This window comes from Mesorhizobium sp. B3-2-1, assembly GCF_006439515.1.
Lineage (GTDB): Bacteria > Pseudomonadota > Alphaproteobacteria > Rhizobiales > Rhizobiaceae > Mesorhizobium.
Map to the genome: position 1 here is coordinate 251,683 of NZ_VFTI01000005.1, position 17,528 is coordinate 269,210.

Sequence of the window (17,528 nt, forward strand, 5' to 3'; positions counted from 1 at the left end):
TGCGCGCCTTTTTCCCTTCATCGGGCTTTCGCCGTACCGCCTCTTCGATAGACCTCCAATGACAACAAAGTGTTACATCAGGGGATTTGCCCTTTGGTCGAAAAGGGAAACACGGCGGCAGGGTCGAAAAGGCCGACACATGCGGCGGGACGATATCGGTCAGGTATCACCCCCAGCGCATCCCACCGACAAAATCAATGAACGCCCGCAGCGGCGCCGGCGTCAGGCGGCGGCCGGGATAATAGAGGAACGGGCCTGAAAATTCCTGCCACCAGGGCTCCAGCACCGGCTCCAGCCGGCCGTCGTCGAAATACGGGCGCAGCCAGTCCTCGAACAGCGAGACGATGCCGCCGCCGGCGACCGCCACCTCGAGCGCAAGCGCCATCGCCGTGCCGGTGCTGACCAGCAGCGGTCCAGTCGGTTCGACGCTCACCACCTCGCCATCGCGCTCGAACTCCCAGGGCGGCGTGAAACCGCTGGCGAAGCGGCCGCGCAGGCAGGCATGATCGAGCAGGTCGCGCGGATGGCCGGGCCGGCCGTGCCGGTCGAGATAGGCCGTTGCGGCGGCGGTGGCGAAGCGCTGCCGGCGCGGGCCGATCGGCACGGCGATCATGTCCTGCTCCAGCCGCTCGTCATAGCGGATACCGGCGTCGCAGCCGCTCGCCAGTATGTCGACGAAACTGTCCTCGGCGGTCACTTCCAGGCGAATTTCGGGATAGGCCGCGAGAAAGGGCGGCAAAAGGCGCGGCAGCACCAGTTTCGCAGCGACGACAGGCACGTTAAGCCGCAGCGTGCCGGCCGGGCGGCTGCGAAAACCGTTGACCACGTCGAGCGCCGCTTCGACCTCGCCGAGCGCGGGGCCGAGCCGCTCGAGCAGCCGCGCACCGGCCTCGGTCGGCGCCACGCTGCGCGTGGTACGGTTGAGGAGCCGCACGCCGAGACCGCTCTCCAGCCGCCGCACCGTCTCCGAGAGGCTGGAGGCGCTGACGCCGCTTACCCGGGCTGCCTCGCGGAAGCCGCCGGCGCGCGCCACCGCCATGAATGCCTGGAGGTCGCCGAGATCCGCCATTGTTCGCTTTTCCGCACAGGTCGTACCAATTGCATCATATTATCGTGCAGGCAGGCGTTGTCTATATCTGGCTGATCCAACGGAGATGAGACCATGACAGACATCAGCAAGGCCGGAAGCTTCAGGCTCGGCGACCGCACCGTGAAGCGCCTCGGCTACGGCGCCATGCAACTGGCCGGACCGGGCGTCTTCGGCCCGCCGAAGGACCGTGACGCCGCGCTCGCCGTGCTGCGCGAGGCTGTTGCCAGCGGCGTCGACCACATCGACACATCGGATTTCTACGGCCCGCACGTCACCAACCAGATCATCCGCGAGGCGCTGCATCCCTACCCCGCCAACCTCACCGTCGTCACCAAGATCAGTGCCCGGCGCGGCGCGGATGCATCGTGGATCCCCGCAATGTCACCGCGGGAGCTGACGCAGGCCGTGCACGACAATCTGCGCAATCTCGGGCTGGACGTGCTCGAGGTCGTGAACCTGCGCTCCATGCATGGCATCCACGGACCCGTCGAGGGATCGCTCGAGCCGCAGCTCGACACGCTCGCCGAACTGCAGCGCCGGGGCCTGGTGCGCCATATCGGCCTGAGCAACGTCACCCGCAAACAGATCGCGCAGGGACGCGGCATGGTCGACATCGTCTGCGTGCAGAACCAATACAACATCGCGCATCGCCAGGATGACGGGCTGATCGACGAGCTTGCCGCCGACGGCATCGCTTATGTGCCGTTCTTCCCGCTCGGCGGTTTCACGCCGCTGCAGTCGGGCACGCTTGCCGACGTCGCGCAAAAGCTCGGCGCCACCCCCATGCAGGTGGCGCTCGCCTGGCTGTTGCAGCGCTCCCCCAACATCCTGCTGATCCCCGGCACCTCGTCGGTCGGGCATCTCAGGGAGAATCTGGCGGCGGCCGAGCTGACGCTACCGGCCGACGCGATCGAGGTGCTGAACGGGATAGGCGGCGAGGCCAAGGCGGCCTGAGGTTTCCAGCAGAACTCTGCCGGGTAGGAACTTGCTCCCCGGCAGCCGCCCTCACCTTCACGGCCTCGCGGCTGTGGTACCGCACGGACAGGCCGAAATGAACGCGTCCACCGCATCCGACCGCAGCTTTGCTGTCGGGCGGATTTTCGACGCACCCGTCGAGCGCGTGCTCGCCGACACTCATCCATGACCGAAAATGCGTGCCAGCCGTTTCTTCAGCGCCCGCAGGGACAGGCGCCACCTCAGCGAAAATCCCGCGACGCGCCAGCGCACTGTCCGCATGGCGTCGGCATGAACGGCATCGACGCTCATGCTGCCGTCGCCGAGCAGAAGGTTGGGGCCGGAGGCCGGCCGCATGATACCGCGCAACGCCTGGGCATGCATCTGGGCGTAGCGGCTGTAGTCGGCGCCCGCCTCCCACCCGGGCGGTCGCGCCAGGACCGTCGGGTTGCTATTGATCTCGAAGGTCTGGACCTGGCCGTCGACGATGCCGTAGTCGATGCGGCCATAGTCGATGCCGGCCAGCGCAAAGACGCGCTCGATCTGCGCGGCATGCGGATTTTGCGCTACATAGGCGCGGCTCTCGGCCCTGTCCGCCTCGCTGAAGCGGGTGCCGGGAAACTTGATGTACCAGCTTTCATTGATGAAGCAGTGCTGCGGATAGACCGTCGGTCCGACCTTGTAGGCCGAATATTTGCGAAACCGCCCGTCGGCCGATGGCGCTGCGCCATATTCGACGATCATCAGGTCCGGGTCGCTGCGAATACGCGCCGGCAAACTGGCGATGGCCCGCTCCAGGCCATCCGCACTGTCGATCAATCCGGTCACCGGCGGCTCATGCTGGCTCTCCCAGCGCACGAAGATGGGAAAGCGATGGATTGCCTTGCGGTCCTCCAGGCGATGCACGTCGAAATGGTTGAGGCCGGCCGCCTTCAGCCGTTTCAGCAGGTCGAAGCGACGAGGCACGATCGCCGGACTGTTGAGCAGCAACAGGTCGGGATTGAGGGAGCCAATCCGCCTGTGCAGCGAAATAGCCGCCTGCAGCCGCGCGGCGGACAGCCTTTCGAAGTCGGTGAAGATGAAGGTGCCGGGCGCGACGGGCCCAAGCCTAGCCATATGCTCATAGGGAATGATCCGCACCAGGTCGCCTAGTCCATGGTCATAATAGCCAAGCATCACGCCCACCGTGTAAGCGTGTTGGCGGGTGCAGAAATAGTAGATCGGTCCTTGATCGGTGGTCATGGCCGGCTAATGGTTTCCCGGCGCGCTCGACGCATGCCTGGTCTGGCTGGCAAGGTGGAGTTTTTTGAAAAGCGATGCATACCGGGCCCTCCTCCTCGTTCGAGGCAGTCGAGCATCCATGGCAAGGGATTCGAGCCGGTGCCTTCGAGGCCGCCGCCGACACTTATGCCATCCATGATGAAATGCGGCGGCTGGCCCCCGTCTGGCAGGCGCCGTGGGGCGATGTCTATGTCACCGGATACGATCTCGTTTCGAGCAGTCTTGCCAATCGCAGCCTGTCGCACGTGCCGCCGGGTAGCGAGGCGGCGGGGCCGAATTCGGCGACACGCGACTGGCTGATCTACCAGGAAGGCAGGGCCCATGCCGCGTTGCGCCAATCCCTGCAGCAACCCTTTGTCGGCAAGGGTATGGCAGCCCTGCGCCCAGCGGTCGCGCAAGCGGTTGACGAACTCGTCGGCGATGCCGGCCTGTCGGGCCCCGTCGATGTCGTCGCCGCCTTCACGCGCGCCGTCCCCGAACGTGTTATCTGCCGCCTGTTGGGCGTGCCGGGGAAGGACATGCCGCTGATCCGCGCCTGGTCGGTTTCGATCCGCACGATGCTCGACACCGGCTTCGACGACGCCTTTGGCGGCCGCGCCAACCCGGCCGACGAGATGTCCGGCTATTTCGTCGAGCATCTGCGCCATCTGCTCGCCGCCCAGCGCCTGCCGCCGTTGCTGACGGGCATGCCGGCTCTGGTCGACGCGCTGGGGCTGACGGCTGCCGGCCGCAACATCGCCTTCCTGGCCTTTGCCGGCCATGAGACCACGGTGCATCTCATCGGCAACATGCTGTTCCATCTTGCCCACCAGCCCGACCAATGGTCGGCACTGCGGGCCGATCGCCGGCTTGCCGCCAGCGCCGTTGCCGAAACGCTGCGGCTGGAAAGCCCGGTGCAGAAGATCTGCCGCTGGCCGCTCGAGCCCGTGGTTGTTGGCGGCCAGGAGATCGGAAAGGACCGGCTGATGGTGCTGCTGGTCGGCGCCGCCAATCGCGACCCTTCCCAGTTTGCCGATGCATCCCGTTTCAACCTTCGCCGCGCCGGCAAGCAGAACCTCGCCTTTGGCCGGGGCGCGCATGTCTGCATAGGCAGGGCGCTGGCCGAGATGGAAGGCAATGCGATGCTGGAAGCCGCACTCGTCCGCTGGAAAGCCATCGAGCCTGTCGCCTGGCGATGGATGAACAATTCCTCCATCCGTGGCCTGGACGCATTGACGTTGCGCCTGACGGCCTGACCGGGACAGCCCGGTTCCTTCCTCGCCAGACATCACGGCAAATTCCGATTCCAGTTCAGAGGGGTAGCGTGTCATCCTAAACTCCCGCTTCGCCGGCATCGAGGGCCGACAGAAGTGCGTCGTCCGATTGCCTGAGCAGGATTGGCGCCTTCATGCCGGCAATGCTCGCGCCGCCTTTCATGCGGTGGCGCTTCAGCCTGCCATAGAGGTCGTCGACGGTGGTCGCCCGCAACGCGCCCAACTGACCGATGCGGCGTGCATATTCATATTGCGGATTGGCCATCAGTGCGTGCTCGACGGCTGGACCGGGCGGCGCAATTCTCCCTGCGGTTCCCCCGGTTTCGACGAAAAGCCGATAGTGCGGGTGCGGCGCCGCGACCGCGACGAGCAGCGCATAGGTGCGGGGATCGAGCCCTGTATCGGCAAGACAGCGCGCGACGAAGGCTTCCGTGAGTTTTTCGCCGCAGAGATCCGACACCATGCCGGCGCGACCGATGAAGCGCAGGCGCGGCGTATCGCCGGTGAAGCCACAAACCTCGACCATGTCTTGCGTGTCGTAGCGATAGAGCCCCGAGCCCGTGGTGACGATCAGCCGGTAGCAGCCGCCGACCTCCAGCTGCCAGGCAAAACGGCCGGCACCGCTGTCGTCGAGAAATTCGAAGAACCCGCTTTGCGATGCCAGGATGCAGCCGGGACCATCGGCATACGGAAATGACACGGCGGCCTCGGTCGACATCAGTCCTTTCGACTGGATGAAGGTTTGGGGAAATTGCCCCTGCAATTCGGCGGCAAAGCCGCGGCTCGAGGCATCGGTCCAGCAGCTGATCGTGTCGAGCCGAGGCCAGATCGCCGACAGCCCCGCGCCGGATCCTCCAAGAGCTGCCTCCAGAACGGCAATGCGGCGGCTCACCCTGCCCGCCGGCCGCGTAGCGCCAAGCCTGTCCGCGAGTTCCGGCAGCAGGCTCGCCGCATCGCGCTGCATGGCGCGCAGGATCTCCGTCAAATAGGTCGGGCTCCAGACCCAGATCAGGCTCAGCTCATCGGCGGCCAATAGGTGCAGGCAGGTCTGCCTTTGCCAGCTGGCGAAATCGCCGAGCAGCCTGAGCTCCATCGGAACGGCCGAAAGCTCGATGAGGCTGTCGCGCAAGGCGCCGAAATAGGCAAAAGGCACCGGACTGCCGAGCCTGTGGGCGCCGACGCGTTCGTCCGCGCCGCGGCCCACGGGGCTCAGCGCGAAATAGCCGTTTCCTTGCGCCACACCCGGCCGGCGGCGGATCAGGTCCGCCAGCCAGGGATAAAGGCAAGAGGTGAAGGCCCGCAGGCCGCTGTCCGTATAGGGGATATATTTCGAGCCGCCCGAACTGCCGCCGGTCTGCTCCAGGAACCGGACCGGCTCGGCGGTCAGCACATTGCCAGCGCCATCGACTGTGCGCCTGATGTAAGGCAGCAACGCCTCGTAATCGGCGACTGGAACCAGATCGCGAAACGCTTCGGCCGATGTGGCGCTGGCGAAAGCGTGGTCGCGGCCGAATTCCGTCCCGGCATTGGCTTCGATCAGCCCCCGCAACAGCTCGCGCTGCGTCGTCTCCAATTGGCCAAGCAGCGCCTGAAAACCGGCTTCGGCGGCAGCGGTCGCGCCGGCAATCCGTGCCCAGGCCTCAGCGGCCATCGCGCACCCCTTCGGCAAAGCTCGTGGCGCCATAGCGCTTCAAATTGCCGATCTCGAGTTCGGTCAGGCAGGCGAGTTCGACGCCCCGGAAATAGAAAGGATTGGCCTTGAGAAAGAACGCGGCGAAGCGGTTTCGAATCGCTGTGTCCTCTACATCCGCCCATTCTTCCCGCAAATGACCTTGCGACGAACCGAAGTCGATCAGCCCTGTGGAGGGTTCGAAAGAATGGCCATGGCGCGCAACCGCTATCGTGTCACGTATTGTCCGCAGTTGGCTCGAATCCTGGGCATCGACGGCTGGAACGAACTCGCGGAAGAAATTGGGCAGGATACGGAATGTCCTATGGCCGCCTATGATGGAGAACCAGAACAGCCGACCCTCGACCTGGGCCTTGGCAGCGCCGGCCGCGCGGAAAAAACCTTGCAGGAGCACGGGATTGCCCCAAAGCGAGGAATGCAGGACGGTGTCCCCGGAGAAGAGGTAATGTACGGTCTCGGCGCCGATCGCCTGGTGCCGGACGAGATAGGTCGAGAAACCGATGATCTTCCGGCTGCGGCGGACCAGCACGACGGCGTCCTTCTCGGACAGATCGCGCTCGAAAAGGTCGCGATCGATAGCCTCGTAGTAGGTCTCGTAGAGGGCGAACATCTGGTCGCGGTCGGCCGGCGCCAGTTCCGCGACCGGCGTTATTCCTGACTCTATGAAATCCGCTCGGCCCGCACCAAGTCCCAAGTAGTCTGTCCCGCCCTATCACCCCGATCCACGAATATCAGCCATGGCTTGCAAAGTTCAACCCGGTCCTCGACGATTCGTTCCTTGGTCTTGCCGGCAATCCAGCCGCGTGGCTTGCCCGGCTTGCGGTGCCCACCTCACCCATGGCATCTGTCGGCTGGAACGGATCACCGGCAGCAGCATGGCCCCACGACCACCACCGCCCGGCAGGCCGCCACCCGGCAAGCCACGCAGCGCCGGGCCTCCCGGCGTCAGCCTGAGCCGCGCGCTGTCGAAACTCGGCCTGTGTTCGCGCACGCAGGCGCAGTTGCTGATCGCGGATGGCCGCGTGCGCGTCGGCGGAAAGGTGGTGCGCGATGCCTCGCTGCGCGTCGACTTGAACCGCGATCGCATCGTCGTCGATGGCGAAGCGGTCGTTGCCGAGCGCAAGGTCTACGTCATGCTCAACAAGCCGCGCGGGCTCGTCACCACCCGCGACGATCCGCTCGAGCGCGACACCGTCTATGCCTGTCTCGAAGGGCTCGGCTTGCCCTACGTCTCGCCGGTCGGCCGTCTCGACAAGGCGAGCGAAGGCCTGCTGCTGATGACAAACGACACGCAGTTCGCCAACCGCCTGATGGACCCGGCCTCGCATCTGCCCAAGACCTACCACGTGCAGGTCGCCACGGTGCCGGATGAAACGCTGCTGGACCAGCTCCGCGCCGGCGTCACAGTCGACGGCGAGACCCTGGCGGCAAACTCGATCCAACTGCTGCGCAGCGGCGGCCGCACCGCCTGGCTGGAGATCGTGCTCGACGAAGGCAAGAACCGCCACATCCGCCGCCTGCTCGCCGCGTATGGCATCGAGGTCAAGCGCCTCATCCGCATCGCCATCGGCCGGCTGCCGCTCGGCGACCTCGCCAAGGGCACGGCGCGGCATTTGACGGCGGAGGAACTGGCATTGCTGGCGGGCTGAAAAAACGTCCCGCCCGCCAGGCCGAACGCGGCCTGGCCATTCATTGCGGCACTGGCGATCGGATCGAGTTAATGCATGTCGCCCGGAAGTGTCCTCGGTTCCGGGACAACGACATGCATGAAATCAGAAGCCTACAGCAGGTCGGGCGAATTCTATTCGCCGCGACATGCTGTAGAGCAGTCGATCAGGCCTTGTTGGTGATCCACATGGTTGGCGCGCCGACCACGCCGGCGCTCGCCATCGCCTCTTTTAATTTTGGGTTTTTGATGAAGGCCTGCGCTTCGGCGGCACTGGCGAAATCATGCGTTACGGTGACGTCGTTGGGGTTGTCCGCCGCCTGATAGACGGCCTCTGCCTTCACGCCGTTGGCCTTTTGAACCGGGGCGAACCCGTCATAGACTTTGCGCCAGGCCTCGTAGTCGGACACGGTATGTCTCACGAACAGCGTCGTCATCGTACATTCCTCCCAGGCTGTTGCTTGTTGGTGCCCAAGAGATCGGCGATGGGCCGTCCAGTTTATCGCCCCAATCATATCCTTGGCAAACCGACGAACGAATGGGTAGTGGGTCAGTTTGAAATTTGCGCTTCGCCACCTTCCCCGGACATCCATAGGGCAATGAATGCTATGTGCATTCCGCTGACTGCTAGGCGCCGAAGGTAGAAATCTCGAGCGAAATTTATGCCTTCGGCCTGCCAGGTAAGAATAGTCCAGTTTTTACTTTATTATATAGCAATATTATAGCGGCGCCCAAGGCGAATATGACGACCATAAACGGAAATCTGTATGGCCTAAACCAAGCCGGGAAGAAGGGGAAACCGACTTGGACTGGAATGATGATCGCGCTGCAAATGTATACAACAATGTTGCGGAAGTTGAATTGCTGTGTTTGTTTCTTCACTTTCGGTCCGCTTTCGTCGTGCTGCATGCCTCTAGGCTATAGCAGTTTTCTCGCGCTTTCTATAGGGACCGCGCACAAGCGGCTTCTCGGCTTCCTTCGCCTCGATGAGAGCAACGATATCCGCGATCTCCCAAAGCTTGTCGGTCACACTAGCGGCCATCGCCGGGGTCACGCGTAACGTGGCATGGATGCGCACGAAATTGTAGTACATGAAATGCAGGGCAACCGCGTTGGCGTGGGCTTCCACCTTCTTTGAAAAGCCGTAAGCGCCTATTGTGATCGGGGCTAAATTTCAAACTGACCCACTACCAACGAATGAGTAGCGTATTAATTTGAAATAGGCTGTTGCGCATTACCCCGGCGATGGCCGCTGGCGACTGACAAGCTTTGGGAGATCTGCGATATTGTCGCGCTGATCGAGGCTAAAGAGGCGGAGAAGCTTCAGGTTCGCGGACCGGGACAAAGGCGGAGGGAAATTTGCAATATGAATGGACCGATAATCCTCATTTATTTATTCCAATAACAGTCTGCGTCATTGTATTGGCGTTGAGCTTTGCAGCTATGTTCATCTCACTTTCAGGTATAATTCTGCGCACTGACTTCTATGGATCGATTGATGAGCAGAACCTTCCTTGGAGCGAGCGAATGGGGAGCCGAGACGCAAGGCTCCATGCTCAATTTTGGGCACCCCGTTTCCAAGTGGCGCGCCGGGTACTTGCATATGGCGCTGTTGTCTTTTTTTGTACCTTCGGGGTGGTGGCGCTTATATTGGCTGTCTTCGGCCATCCGTCTTGATCAAAATTTCAAACTGACCCACTACCCACGAACGAGAGCCGCCTGAAAGGCCCCCCACGAAAGATTTTTACTCGCGTACCGATGATTTCCACCCGCCTCCGCTGTCCTGATCATTAGGCGCCGGAATCCTCCGGGCCGGAAAGCGAGGTGATCCATGGGATCGTTGCAAGGTCAAAATGTCGTCGTGGTCGGAGGCAGCCGGGGCGTCGGCCGCTCCATCGTGCAAGCCGCGCTGATCGAGGGAGCAACCGTGCTCGCCGTCGCCCGGGGCGCGGACGCTCTGAAGGAACTCTCCTGGGAGGCATCAGGCGTAAAGACGCTCGTAGCGGATGCTACGCGGGAGGCGGCTCCAGATGCGGTCTTCGCCGCTCTCGAACCGGATGTGCTGGTGATCTGCGCCGGTGCCTTCGCCCCATCGGCACCCATTCAGGACCAAGGCTGGGGCGAGTTCTCGGCCAATTGGGAAATGGACGTCAAGGCGTCCTTCCTGTTCTGCCGGGCAGCGCTGCGCGGCCGGCTGAAGCCCGGCAGCCGCGTGGTGCTGATCTCAAGCGGCGCTGCATTCAGCGGCGGCCCGCCCAATTCGGGCGGCTACTCCGGCGCCAAGCGCATGCAGTTGTTCCTCGCCGCCCATAGCCAGAAGGAAGCCGACCGGCTTGGCCTCGGCCTGCGTTTCATGGCGCTGGCGCCGATGCGCATCATGGCCGGCACCGGCGTCGGCCAGCGCGGCATCACGGGCGTTTCGGCCTATCTCGGCATCAGCCCGGCGGATTTCCTGGCCAGCATGACCGATATGCAGACGCCCGCCGATGTCGGGCGCGCCGTGGTGACGCTTGCCGGCGGCAGGATGCCAGGCGTCACCTTCACGGTGAGCGGCAGCGGCCTTGCGGCGGCGGCGTGAGGCGCGCAGGATGGCCCGAAATCATCATGGCGGGCTGGAAATGACAGATGCTCCTGGCGCTTCCGGGCCATTGGGCCGGCCGGTCCTCGACCGGCCTGCCTTCGAGCGCCTGACCATCACCCACCGCCGCGAACTCAAGCTGCACTGCTACCGGATGATGGGCTCGCTCCACGAGGCCAACGACCTTGTCCAGGACACGTTCCTGAAAGCATGGCGCGGCCGGGCGCAATTCGGCGGCCACGGCTCGCCGCGTGGCTGGCTCTACGCCATTGCCACCAACAATTGCCTCAACGCGATCAAGGCCAGGTCGTCGGCGCGCCGCATTCTCGAAGAGCCCGCACGGCCGTCGACCGAAGGCCGCGCCGCCGCCGGCCCGGCCGCCGAACTCGCCTGGCTCGAGCCCTACCCCGACGCCGAGCTGCCGGACCTCGCCGATGGCGCACCCGGCCCGGAAGCGCGTTACGAAACCCGCGAGGCCGTCCGGCTGGCCTTCGTCGCGGCGATCCAGTTTCTGCCGCCGAGGCAGCGCGCCGTGCTGCTGCTGTGCGACGTGCTCGGCTGGTCGGCGCTGGAAACGGCGCAATTGCTGGGCGGCTCGACGGCGTCGGTCAACAGCGCCCTGCAGCGGGCGCGCGCCACACTTGGCGAACGCTTCCCCAAGGGGCGGCCACTGCAGCGCGCGCGGCCGAGCGCCGACGAGGACCTGCTGCTCGAACGCTATATCAGCACCTGGGAGGCCGCCAATCTCGACGGCTTCATCGAACTCCTGCGCGAAGACGCCACCTACCACATGCCGCCATGGCACGACTGGTACCAGGGCCGCCAGGCAATCCACGGCTTCTTCGAGACCGTGTGGAGCAATTTCGCCGGCTACCGCGTGGTGGCGACAAGGGCCAATGGCCAGCCCGCCGTGGCGATCTATGCGCGGCGCCATCAGGATGCCGAGTGGCGCGCGCAATCGCTGCACGTCATCGAGCCGGCCGACGGCCAGATCGCCGCGCTGACAGTCTATGTCGGCCCGCTCGGCCCCGATTTGTTCGCGGCTTTCAACCTGCCGCCGGTCTGGTCCGAGCCGCAAGCGCAGCCATCGCAACCCGTCTCCTGACAGAAAGCTGGCAGGAGACCTGGGTTATGGATCGGTCGGGAGCCCGGTCGCGGCTTCGAGATCAAGGAGCCAATGCGATGAATTTCGTCTCCGTCCGCATCATCACGTCCGATGTCCAGCGCCTCGTGCGCTTCTACGGTGAGATCACCGGCATGCCGGTGACGGTGTACACCGAAGACTTCGCCGAACTGGCGACGCCGGCCTGCACGCTGGCGATCGGCAGCACGCGCACCTTGATGCTGTTCGGCGGCGACATCGCCCGCCCCGCCGACAACCACACGGCCATCCTCGAATTCCGCGTCGGCGACGTCGATGCCGAATTCGCCCGGCTGTCGGATATCATCAAGGGCACGACCGTGCAGCAGCCGACCACCATGCCCTGGGGCAACCGCTCGTTGCTGTTTCGCGACCCCGACGGCAATCTGGTGAATTTCTTCCAGCCTGTCACCGCCGAGGCGATTCGGAAGTTCGAGAGGTAGGTTTTCGTCAGGACGAAGCAGCCGCGAAGCGGCGTCGCGGAGACCCTGGTATCCATGCCGTGACATCGATCGAGGGGTGCAGCGGAGCAGGATCGGCACCGTTGGCGACGCCTTGAGCTCGCGGCATGGATCCTCGGGTCTGCGCCGCGTCGCTTCGCTCCTTGCTCCGCCCGTGGATGACGAAACGATTGATGTCGGCGCTAAGCTGCCAGCCCTACCTCAGATTCCACTTGCGCACGACCGGCTCGCCGAGGTCATGCTCGTAGCCGAGCACGCTGATGCTGGCTGTGTCGAGCACGAACAGCGCCCCGCCTTCCGGCGGCAGCCCGAGCCAGCGGGCGGCGAGCACGCGCAGGAAATGCGCGCTGGAAAAGATCAGTATGTCGGCATTGGCCTTGCGCAGACGGTCGATGATCCTGTCGGCACGGGCGCCGACATCGGCCGCCATCTCGCCTTGCGGGCAGCCGTCGCGAAACACGTTCCAGCCCGGCCGCTCGGCCAGGATTTCTTTCGTGGCGCGCCCTTCATAAGCGCCGTAATCCCATTCCTGCAGGTCGTCCATCCTGACGCTGCGCTCCCCAAAGCCGGCGAGCACGCTGGTGTTGTAGGCGCGCTGAGAAGGGCTCGACCACACCGCCGAAAACGACAGGCCCTTGAGCCGATCCGCGACGCCGTGCGCGGCCGCCTCGCCGGCCGGCGTTAGCGGCATGTCGGTGCGCCCGGTATGCTGCCCCGAAAGGCTCCATGCCGTCTCGCCATGCCGGACCAGATGGATCTGCGGAAACGCGTTGCTCATGGGGTGCCTTTCGGAGTTGTCGGCACCTTAGAGGACGATTCCGCCAAGGGGAATCCGGCTGGCTAAATCTGCGCGGTGCTTCTTCTCGATAGGTTGGCGCCGCCCCTCATCTGGCTGCCGCCATCTTCTCCCCGTATAGTGACGGGGAGAAGGACGCATTCGTCGATGATTTCGCGAATCTCCAGCGCCGCAGAAAGAGCGCCAAGGTCGCAACTGCCCTTTCTCCCCGTCTCTATACGGGGAGAAATGCCCGGCAGGGCAATGAGGGGCGGCGCCGACGCCAACAATTGACCGCGCGAGAAACCAAGCTCTGGATATCAAGCCACATTTCTGGCCCTGATGCCCGCCGCATTGGCTCAATGAATGAGCGCGGGGGCATAACTATCTCTGTTGGATAGTCATCACCGGAACATGTCCGCCCGCGGACAATCCTGGCACGACAGGTCGGATCATCATGTACAAACATCTGCTCATCGCCACCGACGGCTCTGAACTGGCCGACAAGGGCGTTGCCCATGGCCTCACGCTGGCCAAGGGCATCGGCGCCGCCGTCACCTTCATCACCGTCTCGGAACAATTCCCGATCTTCGCCTGGGGCGGCGCCATGGCCGGCTATGCCGCCGGCGATGAACTGGCCGCCTACCAGGAAGAATCGCGCCGCTATGGCAAGGAAGTGCTCGACAAGTGCAAGGCATCCGCCGATGCCGCCGGCGTGTCCGCCAAGCTCGTCCATGTCGAGGACAAGAGGCCTGCCGAGGCGATCCTGGAACTGTCCAAGGCGCAAGGCTGCGACCTGATCGTCATGGCCTCGCACGGCCGCCGGGGCCTCGGCAGGCTGCTTCTGGGCAGCCAGACGGCGGAGGTGCTGTCCTACACCGAGATCCCGGTCCTGGTGGTGCGGTAACGGCCGCAACTCACTTTTTACAGAATGGCGCGGTCGATCAAGGCTGCTTCAGGCGCGCAATGGGCGATGGTGCTGAGCGGTGCGCAGTCGGCCCTTGCCGGCGGCTTCTTCATCAAACAGGCAATCGGCGCCGCGGCGCCTGACATCACCGATATCGCGCCTTACGCCGCGTTCGGCGCCTTCTATTTTCTCGTCTCGGCGGCATGGCTGAGCGTCACGCAGGCACGCAAGCGCACCGTCTGATCCTCCAAAGTGCTGGGCCTGGCCGAAACACGCGCAAGACGGTATGCGGCCGGGCCCCTTTTTACCCCCGCAGCACAGCCTCCAGCGCGAGATAGGCACCCAGCACCAGCAGGCCGGCGAAGAACACCGTGCGGAAGGTCTCGACGCCCATCCTCTGGCGCAGCGCCTGGCCGATGACCATGCCGGCCAGCGCCGGCGCCAGGGCCAGGACAGACCCCGCCAGTTGCCCGGTCGGCGAGAGAAACGCGCCGGTTCTGAACAATCCGAAGCCAAGGGCCACGGTCGATACGGTGAAGGACAGGCCGAGCGCCTGGATGAGGTCCTCTTTCTCCAGCCGCAGCGATTGCAGGTAAGGCACCGCCGGGATGACGAAGACGCCGGTGGCGCCGGTGACCAGTCCGGTCGCCACACCGACCAGCGGCGACATCCAGGCTTCGTGGCGCGCCGGCGTGGTGAAGCCGACCTTGGCGAGGCCGGCCAGCGCATAGAGCACCAGCGCGGCGCCAAGCCCGGCCGAGGCCATCGTCGTGTGAGCGCCGGTCAATAGGCCGGCGCCGGTTACGGTACCGATGACGACGCCGGCCATCATCGTCCACAGGCGCCTGCAGAGCCCGCCGAAGGACAGGCCAGTGAACAACTGCCAGAGATTGGTGAGCAGCGACGGGATCAACAACAGGGCGGCGGCCTGCGCCGGCGGCATGGTCACCGCCAGCAGGCCCATCGCCACGGTCGGCAACCCCATGCCGACCACGCCCTTGACGAGGCCGGCAGCGAGGAAAACGGCGCCGATGAAGGCTATGGCCCCGCTCAGCATGGATGGACCTTGGGCACGCCGGTTCCTTCAGTCATGCAACAGCATGTCCGTCGCCTCGGCATCCGGCTTTGCGGGCACGGCATCGCGGCTGACGGAAGCCGTCGTCACCGCGCATCCCCGCAAGCCAGATTGCGCTTGGGCGGTGGCAAGCGAAGCCACCGCGAGCGCCAGCACGATCGCCGCGCTTTCAAGAATCCCGAGCCCTTGCCGGCCTGATGTTTTTTCACGCATCACACATCTCCATCGCAAATGATTTGACTGACATGCAGGCCGCCCGCAATGTGGAAGTTGCGCTGCCAGCCTTCGGCCTGAACGAAGGCTGATTGGGGCACGATACGATTGCGGGAGCGAAAAAATGCGCTTCGACCTCACCGATCTCCGGCTGTTCCTGTTGGTGGCCGAACGCGGCAGCATCACGGGTGGCGCCGAACTTGCCGGCCTCGCCCTCGCCTCAGCCAGCGCGCGCATCAAGGGCATGGAGGAAAGCCTGGGCGCGCCGCTTCTGGAGCGGCGACGACGCGGCGTGGTGCCGACGGCGGCCGGACAGGCGCTGCTCCATCATGCGCGGGCGGTGCAGAACCAGATCGAAGCCATGGCCGGCGACCTCGGCGCCTATGCCACGGGACTGCGCGCCCGCGTGCGGCTGATGGCCAACACGGCGGCGACCAGTGAGCTGCTGCGCGACACACTGCCGGCTTTCCTGGCGGCGCATCCCGGGATCGACATCGACCTCGACGAACGCCCCAGCCATGAGATCGCCGAGGCGGTGGCGAACGGTGCGACCGATCTCGGCATCGCCGCCAGTTGGGCCGGCCTTTCGCATCTCGAGCAGAAGCCGTTTTTCGTCGACCGGCTCGTGGTGATCATCGCGCGGACCCAGCCCGGCCTAGAAAGCCATACCGCCGCCCTTGCCGACGTTCTCGGCGAGCCCTTCGTCGGCTTGAGCGCCGGCCATCCCTTGCAGGAGCACATAGCCCGCCAGGCTGCCCGGCTCGGCGGCCACCTGCACTTCCGCATCCGTGTGCCTGGCCTCGACAACGTCTGCCGGCTGGTCTCGCAAGGCGCCGGCATCGCCATCGTGCCCGAAAGTGCCGCGCGCCGCGCCGCCCGCACGCTGCGCAGCCTGCGGCTCACCGACGACTGGGCCACGCGCCAGCTCAATCTCTGCGCCCGCAGCTTCGAGGCGCTGACGCCGCAGGCGAAACTGCTGGCGGCGGCGCTGACCTGAGGTCAACCGCACCGCCCGCATTCACACCACCGCCAGCACCTTGCCCGTGTCGTGCTGGCGCACGAAGTCGACGCGTCCGCCGTCCCAGTGGTAACTGTAGTGGCGGCCCTGGACCGGGACATCGATGACGTCTGGCCAGAAGATGCCGATGCACTCGCCATCGGGCATGCGCACGCTGTTCCACACCAGCCCGTCGCTGCCGGCGGCCCGCAGCGCCCGCCCTTCCGCCTGCGACGCCGTATAGTCGTCCGGGTCGAGCACGCCGGGCACGGCGTTGACGTCGTCGAGATCGCGGTCGACGCTGCCGATCAGCACGCGGAAATCGGCCGTCCAGCCGGGCGCCTCGTTGGTGGCGCGCATGAAGTTCTGGTGATGGTGGATGGTTTCGGTCAGCGCCACGTCCTCGCTGTCGCCGGCATAATAGATGCCGTAGCTGCCATCCGAGAAGCGGCCGGGCCGCAAGGTCGAGCAATGCACGAAAGGCGCCATGACGAAGCTGGCGCCGGGGCCGGAAACCCGCCTTGCGGCCGGCACCTTGCCGAGATCGCCAAGTTCGAGCCGGATACGCGGATTGGTCTTCTCCTCGACGGCGGCCAGCGCCTCCCAGTCGCGCGGGTCGGCGATGTCCTCGAACAGGTCGATCGGCGGATGGATGGAGCGGATGATGCGATAGGTCTGGGGCCAGTGGACGCGGCGCCGGACCGCAAGCCCACTCACCATGCACCACGCTCAGCATCGAGCCATTCGCGCATCGCCGCGAGGTCGGCAATGTCGCCGCGCAGCATCAGGTCGAGCGCCGATTGCCCGCCGAAGGCGGCATTGGGCTTGCGGATCCAGGCGTAGCCGCGCGCCGGTTCGGTGAAGAGGTAGCGCAGCCCTTTGTGGATGCCCATCAGATGCGCCATCCGGGTACGCAGGTCGCGGTCGATCCTGCCGACGCCGCCTTCTTTCCACCGCGCCCAGGTGCGCGCCGAGATGCCGCCAAGCAGGACGCAGGCCTCGAAGTCGCTGAGATTCCACGCCTTGAACAGGTTGACCGTGGTCCGCGCCAAGGCGCCCGCCTCTTCATCCGAGATGGCGCTGCCGACCGTGGCTGGCGTGGTGACGATGGACTGAAGCTGCATGTCTAGACCTCGCTAATGGCAGATATATAGCGTGTATCTGCCAATTGGCAAGGATGAGGCGGAATCAAGGGCAACTGCGTCAGACAAGTTTCGAACTTGGAGGGAGACGGCATCGCTCAAGTTGGCGCTGCCCCTCACCTGCCTGCCGGCATCCTCTCCCCGTATAGTGACGGGGAGAGGGGCGCTGTCGTCACCGCTTTCGCCAAATCATCAGCATTGCAAGAATGGCGCCGGCGTCGCTGGCAGTGTCCAGCGGATAGATGGGTAACAGAATGAACCGGATACATAGGTAACAGTTTTCTCCCCCTAAGATGCGGTTGCCG

The 17,528-nt window shown here is 64.8% G+C and carries 18 protein-coding genes and 2 pseudogenes; 9 read left to right on the forward strand and 11 right to left on the reverse strand.

Annotated elements, in window-relative coordinates:
• Positions 1 to 166 precede the first annotated feature (166 nt).
• Positions 167 to 1,069 (reverse strand): LysR family transcriptional regulator, encoded by a 903-nt coding sequence (locus tag FJW08_RS07880; protein WP_140810030.1) that lies wholly within the window; start codon positions 1,067 to 1,069, stop codon positions 167 to 169.
• A gap of 93 nt (positions 1,070 to 1,162) precedes the next feature.
• Here FJW08_RS07880 and FJW08_RS07885 point away from each other — a divergent pair, with 93 nt between their 5' ends.
• Positions 1,163 to 2,044 carry an aldo/keto reductase family oxidoreductase gene (locus FJW08_RS07885; protein WP_140763578.1) on the forward strand — a complete coding sequence of 294 codons (882 nt, stop codon included), beginning with the start codon at positions 1,163 to 1,165 and terminating at the stop codon, positions 2,042 to 2,044.
• 180 nt (positions 2,045 to 2,224) lie between these two features.
• Here FJW08_RS07885 and FJW08_RS07890 read toward each other — a convergent pair whose 3' ends face one another.
• Entirely contained in the window at positions 2,225 to 3,286 is a 1,062-nt protein-coding gene (locus tag FJW08_RS07890; protein ID WP_140810031.1) for a hypothetical protein, read from the reverse strand.
• Between the two features lie 74 nt (positions 3,287 to 3,360).
• Between FJW08_RS07890 and FJW08_RS07895 the strand changes: the two genes are divergently transcribed.
• A complete protein-coding gene (locus FJW08_RS07895; RefSeq protein WP_140763584.1) occupies positions 3,361 to 4,560 on the forward strand; it encodes a cytochrome P450 in 1,200 nt (399 codons plus the stop codon).
• Positions 4,561 to 4,636: 76 nt separating this feature from the next.
• Here the strand turns inward: FJW08_RS07895 and FJW08_RS07900 are convergent, their stop codons facing one another.
• Together FJW08_RS07900 and FJW08_RS07905 are read right to left on the reverse strand one after the other, a co-directional pair.
• Positions 4,637 to 6,229, reverse strand: a complete 1,593-nt coding sequence (locus FJW08_RS07900; protein ID WP_181178775.1) for a GH3 auxin-responsive promoter family protein — start codon at positions 6,227 to 6,229, stop codon at positions 4,637 to 4,639.
• The gene (locus FJW08_RS07905; protein WP_140763590.1) at positions 6,219 to 6,962 is read right to left on the reverse strand and encodes a hypothetical protein; all 744 of its coding nucleotides are present in this window, start codon (positions 6,960 to 6,962) and stop codon (positions 6,219 to 6,221) included. Before FJW08_RS07905 ends, FJW08_RS07900 begins: the two co-directional genes overlap by 11 nt.
• 181 nt (positions 6,963 to 7,143) lie before the next feature.
• Between FJW08_RS07905 and FJW08_RS07910 the strand changes: the two genes are divergently transcribed.
• Positions 7,144 to 7,917 carry a pseudouridine synthase gene (locus FJW08_RS07910; RefSeq protein WP_140810032.1) on the forward strand — a complete coding sequence of 258 codons (774 nt, stop codon included), beginning with the start codon at positions 7,144 to 7,146 and terminating at the stop codon, positions 7,915 to 7,917.
• A gap of 184 nt (positions 7,918 to 8,101) precedes the next feature.
• On the opposite strand, the gene FJW08_RS07915 is transcribed toward FJW08_RS07910, so the two are convergent.
• A complete protein-coding gene (locus FJW08_RS07915; protein WP_140810033.1) occupies positions 8,102 to 8,371 on the reverse strand; it encodes a cyclase in 270 nt (89 codons plus the stop codon).
• A 476-nt stretch (positions 8,372 to 8,847) separates the two neighbouring features.
• Positions 8,848 to 9,075, reverse strand: a pseudogene (locus tag FJW08_RS07920) (IS1 family transposase); the annotation flags it as partial.
• Between the two features lie 690 nt (positions 9,076 to 9,765).
• On the opposite strand from FJW08_RS07920, the gene FJW08_RS07925 reads away from it, so the two are divergent.
• The 3 genes from FJW08_RS07925 (at position 9,766) to FJW08_RS07935 (ending at position 12,096) form a co-directional block, all read left to right on the forward strand.
• Positions 9,766 to 10,512 (forward strand): SDR family NAD(P)-dependent oxidoreductase, encoded by a 747-nt coding sequence (locus FJW08_RS07925; RefSeq protein WP_140810035.1) that lies wholly within the window; start codon positions 9,766 to 9,768, stop codon positions 10,510 to 10,512.
• Positions 10,513 to 10,552: 40 nt separating this feature from the next.
• Positions 10,553 to 11,617, forward strand: coding sequence for an RNA polymerase subunit sigma-70 (locus tag FJW08_RS07930; RefSeq protein ID WP_140810036.1), 1,065 nt, complete (start codon positions 10,553 to 10,555; stop codon positions 11,615 to 11,617).
• Between the two features lie 77 nt (positions 11,618 to 11,694).
• Positions 11,695 to 12,096: a VOC family protein gene (locus FJW08_RS07935; RefSeq protein WP_140763596.1), complete on the forward strand. Its 402-nt coding sequence runs from the start codon at positions 11,695 to 11,697 to the stop codon at positions 12,094 to 12,096.
• A 214-nt stretch (positions 12,097 to 12,310) separates the two neighbouring features.
• Here FJW08_RS07935 and FJW08_RS07940 read toward each other — a convergent pair whose 3' ends face one another.
• Positions 12,311 to 12,892, reverse strand: a complete 582-nt coding sequence (locus FJW08_RS07940) for a histidine phosphatase family protein (protein WP_140810037.1) — start codon at positions 12,890 to 12,892, stop codon at positions 12,311 to 12,313.
• Positions 12,893 to 13,346: 454 nt separating this feature from the next.
• On the opposite strand from FJW08_RS07940, the gene FJW08_RS07950 reads away from it, so the two are divergent.
• Positions 13,347 to 13,796, forward strand: a complete 450-nt coding sequence (locus FJW08_RS07950) for a universal stress protein (protein ID WP_140810038.1) — start codon at positions 13,347 to 13,349, stop codon at positions 13,794 to 13,796.
• A gap of 39 nt (positions 13,797 to 13,835) precedes the next feature.
• Positions 13,836 to 14,039 (forward strand): annotated as a pseudogene (locus FJW08_RS07955) (DUF308 domain-containing protein); the annotation flags it as partial.
• A gap of 61 nt (positions 14,040 to 14,100) precedes the next feature.
• Here the strand turns inward: FJW08_RS07955 and FJW08_RS07960 are convergent.
• Positions 14,101 to 14,853: a sulfite exporter TauE/SafE family protein gene (locus FJW08_RS07960; RefSeq protein WP_140810039.1), complete on the reverse strand. Its 753-nt coding sequence runs from the start codon at positions 14,851 to 14,853 to the stop codon at positions 14,101 to 14,103.
• Positions 14,854 to 14,880: 27 nt separating this feature from the next.
• Positions 14,881 to 15,084: a hypothetical protein gene (locus FJW08_RS07965; RefSeq protein WP_140810041.1), complete on the reverse strand. Its 204-nt coding sequence runs from the start codon at positions 15,082 to 15,084 to the stop codon at positions 14,881 to 14,883.
• Positions 15,085 to 15,208: 124 nt separating this feature from the next.
• Between FJW08_RS07965 and FJW08_RS07970 the strand changes: the two genes are divergently transcribed.
• Positions 15,209 to 16,081 carry a LysR substrate-binding domain-containing protein gene (locus tag FJW08_RS07970; RefSeq protein ID WP_140810042.1) on the forward strand — a complete coding sequence of 291 codons (873 nt, stop codon included), beginning with the start codon at positions 15,209 to 15,211 and terminating at the stop codon, positions 16,079 to 16,081.
• 21 nt (positions 16,082 to 16,102) lie between these two features.
• Here FJW08_RS07970 and FJW08_RS07975 read toward each other — a convergent pair whose 3' ends face one another.
• Both FJW08_RS07975 and FJW08_RS07980 read right to left on the reverse strand, forming a co-directional pair.
• Entirely contained in the window at positions 16,103 to 16,801 is a 699-nt protein-coding gene (locus tag FJW08_RS07975) for an RES family NAD+ phosphorylase (protein ID WP_140810043.1), read from the reverse strand.
• Entirely contained in the window at positions 16,795 to 17,205 is a 411-nt protein-coding gene (locus FJW08_RS07980; RefSeq protein WP_140810044.1) for an MbcA/ParS/Xre antitoxin family protein, read from the reverse strand. The genes FJW08_RS07975 and FJW08_RS07980 overlap by 7 nt, the downstream gene beginning before the upstream one ends.
• Between the last annotated feature and the right edge of the window lie 323 nt (positions 17,206 to 17,528).